The 2396-nt window shown below is 71.9% G+C and carries 3 protein-coding genes; 2 read left to right on the top strand and 1 reads right to left on the bottom strand.

The window, feature by feature from the left end; translation table 11 throughout:
- Together D7X55_RS43750 and dusA are read left to right on the top strand one after the other, a co-directional pair.
- The coding region (locus tag D7X55_RS43750) for a hypothetical protein (protein WP_158626487.1) at positions 1–390 on the top strand (390 nt) is incomplete at its 5' end.
- A gap of 95 nt (positions 391–485) precedes the next feature.
- The gene (dusA, locus tag D7X55_RS38460; RefSeq protein WP_233610327.1) at positions 486–1490 is read left to right on the top strand and encodes a tRNA dihydrouridine(20/20a) synthase DusA; all 1005 of its coding nucleotides are present in this window, start codon (positions 486–488) and stop codon (positions 1488–1490) included.
- Between the two features lies 1 nt (position 1491).
- Here the strand turns inward: dusA and D7X55_RS38465 are convergent.
- Positions 1492–2396 (bottom strand): ribonuclease T2 family protein (locus tag D7X55_RS38465; protein ID WP_199747329.1); only part of this gene is annotated, 905 nt, incomplete at its 5' end.

A 2396-nucleotide genomic window follows, 5' to 3' on the forward strand; every position in this document is an offset into this window, starting at 1 on the left:
GGACTGTGGACGTTCCAGACGTCGGCGGGGCCGGAGCGGTGGCTGCCGGGCCGGGTGCGGGGCAAGGACCGGATGCAGGCGTTCCTCCTGGACGTGCTGGGCTTTGGCGCGGTCATCCAGGCGTATGACGTGACGGCGGACACGCGCAGCGACTCGCTGCCCGGGCACCCGGACTTCGCGAAGAACTTCGACCTGTTCCTGCACCACTACGCGGGCGCGCTGCTCAAGCGCGTCGCGCCGGAGGCGGCCTTCGCCCGCGCGCTGGGGCAGGTGGTGATGCTCAACGGCCAGAGCTGGGCCGGGCTGGGCTTCACGCTGACGGACGCCGGCCAGCGGCTGGTGGACGCGTGGCTGGAGGAGCAGGGCGTGGTGCTCAGCCCTCCCGCCTGAGCCGATGCCCGCCTGGGCCCGGTCGTCCGCCTGCCTTCGGAGGGGGCTCCTGGAGACCCTGGGCGGATGGCGGGACTCCGGATATGGGTAGGGCGATGACTGCCCTGTCCTACCCCATGCCGCTGTGTGTCGCGCCGATGATGGACTGGACGGACCGGCACTGCCGGTACTTCTTCCGGCTCATCTCCCGCCACACGCTGCTCTACACGGAGATGGTGACCACGGGCGCCGTGCTGCACGGCAAGCGCGAACGCCTGCTGGACTTCAGTCCCGCCGAGCACCCGGTGGCCCTCCAGCTGGGCGGCTCCGAGCCCTCGGACCTGGCCGCCTCCGCGCGCATTGGCGAGGAGTGGGGCTACGACGAGATCAACCTCAACGTGGGCTGCCCCAGCGACCGCGTGCAGTCCGGCCGCTTCGGCGCGTGCCTGATGGCGGAGCCGGACCTCGTCGCCCGCGGCGTCGCCGCCATGCGTGAAGCCGTGCGCATCCCCGTGACGGTGAAGTCGCGCATCGCCATCGACGACCTGGAGGAGTGGCCCACGCTGGAGGACTTCGTGCGGCGCGTGTCCGCGGCGGGCTGCACGCGCTTCATCGTGCACGCGCGCAAGGCGTGGCTGCAGGGCCTGTCCCCCAAGGAGAACCGGGACGTGCCGCCCCTGCGCTACGAGCTGGTGCACCGCCTCAAGGCCGAGTACCCGCACCTGGACATCAGCCTCAACGGCGGCATCAAGACGCTGGACGCGGCGGCGGAGCACCTGGGCCGCGTGGACGGCGTGATGATGGGCCGCGCGCCCTACGAGTCCCCGTACCTGCTGGCGGACGCGGACCGGCGCTTCTTCGGGAGCACGCAGGCGCCCCTCACGCGGCACGAGGTGGTGGACGCGATGCTGCCCTACATCGAAGCGCGCATGAGCGAGGGCGCGCCGCTGGGCGCCATCACCCGGCACATGCTGGGGCTCTTCCAGGGCCTGCCCGGCGCGCGCGCCTGGCGCCGGCACCTGAGCGAGAACGCCCACAAGGAAGGCGCCAGCCCGGAGGTCGTGCGCGCCGCCGCCGCGAAGGTGCCGCGCGACGCCGGCCTCCAGCAGGCCGTGGCCTGAGCTAGCGCTTGGGCACGGTGGTGCAGCACCCGGAGCGCGCGCAGCGCACCCAGCCCTGGTTCTGGCAGAGCTGATCATTCGTGCACGCGGGCCCCTGGCCCGGCTGACCACACGAGGCGGACGGTCCGCCTCCGCCCCCGCCGCCGTCGAAGGGCTTCGCGGCCTGGATGTTCACCGTGGGGCAGCGGGGCTGTGAGCCATTGCCCACGCAGTTGTTGCTGCTGCTGCCCGTCACGTTCTGCGGACAGACCATGCGCCCCGCGGGGTGCCCCTGGTCGTCCACCGCGAAGCAGGCGCCCACCTCCAGCAGGTTGCACTTCGGGTCGCAGCTGAGGACCACGCTGTCGGCCTGGCCGAAGGACGCGCGCAGCTCCTCCAGCGCCACGCTGCCGCCCACGTTGTCGCCCAGCGCGGGCGGTGTCCCCTGGTCGCCGGGCAATGACAGCATCGCGTCGATGGTGGCCTGGAAGTAGCTGCGCGCGTCCATCCCCGTGCAGCTGCCGTGCTTGGGCCACTCGTGGTTCGCGAGGAAGTAGTTGTCCGTGACGAAGCCCGGGCCGTAGGTGCCCATGGCCTGCGGAATCGTGGCGGGGTCCGGGAAGCAGCGCGAAGGGGCGTTGCTGCCCTGGCACTCGCAGAGCCCGCCGCAGTACGCCGGATAGGTGCACTTGTTCTCGCTCGCCTCCGCGTCGTTGAACTGCGGCCACAGCCCGTGGAGCGTGAGGTGCGTCGCGCCGAAGGTGCCCTCCAGGTGTTCGCACTCCTCCTTGTCCGGGTGGGTCCGGCAGAAGGTGGGCGCCCACGTCATCGCGAGCAGGTAGGCCCCAAAGCGTGGCGTGGCGCACACGCCGCCCTCCTTCGCGGCGGCGTCCGCCTTGAAGCAGTTACAGGCGGTGGCCTGGGGCC

Source organism: Corallococcus sp. AB049A (genome assembly GCF_003668885.1).
GTDB classification, from domain to species: domain Bacteria; phylum Myxococcota; class Myxococcia; order Myxococcales; family Myxococcaceae; genus Corallococcus; species Corallococcus interemptor.

What these genes read in the sequence shown, in the direction of transcription:
- dusA (WP_233610327.1), top strand. Translation starts at nt 486, where the DNA reads ATGACTGCCCTGTCCTACCCCATGCCGCTGTGTGTCGCGCCGATGATG.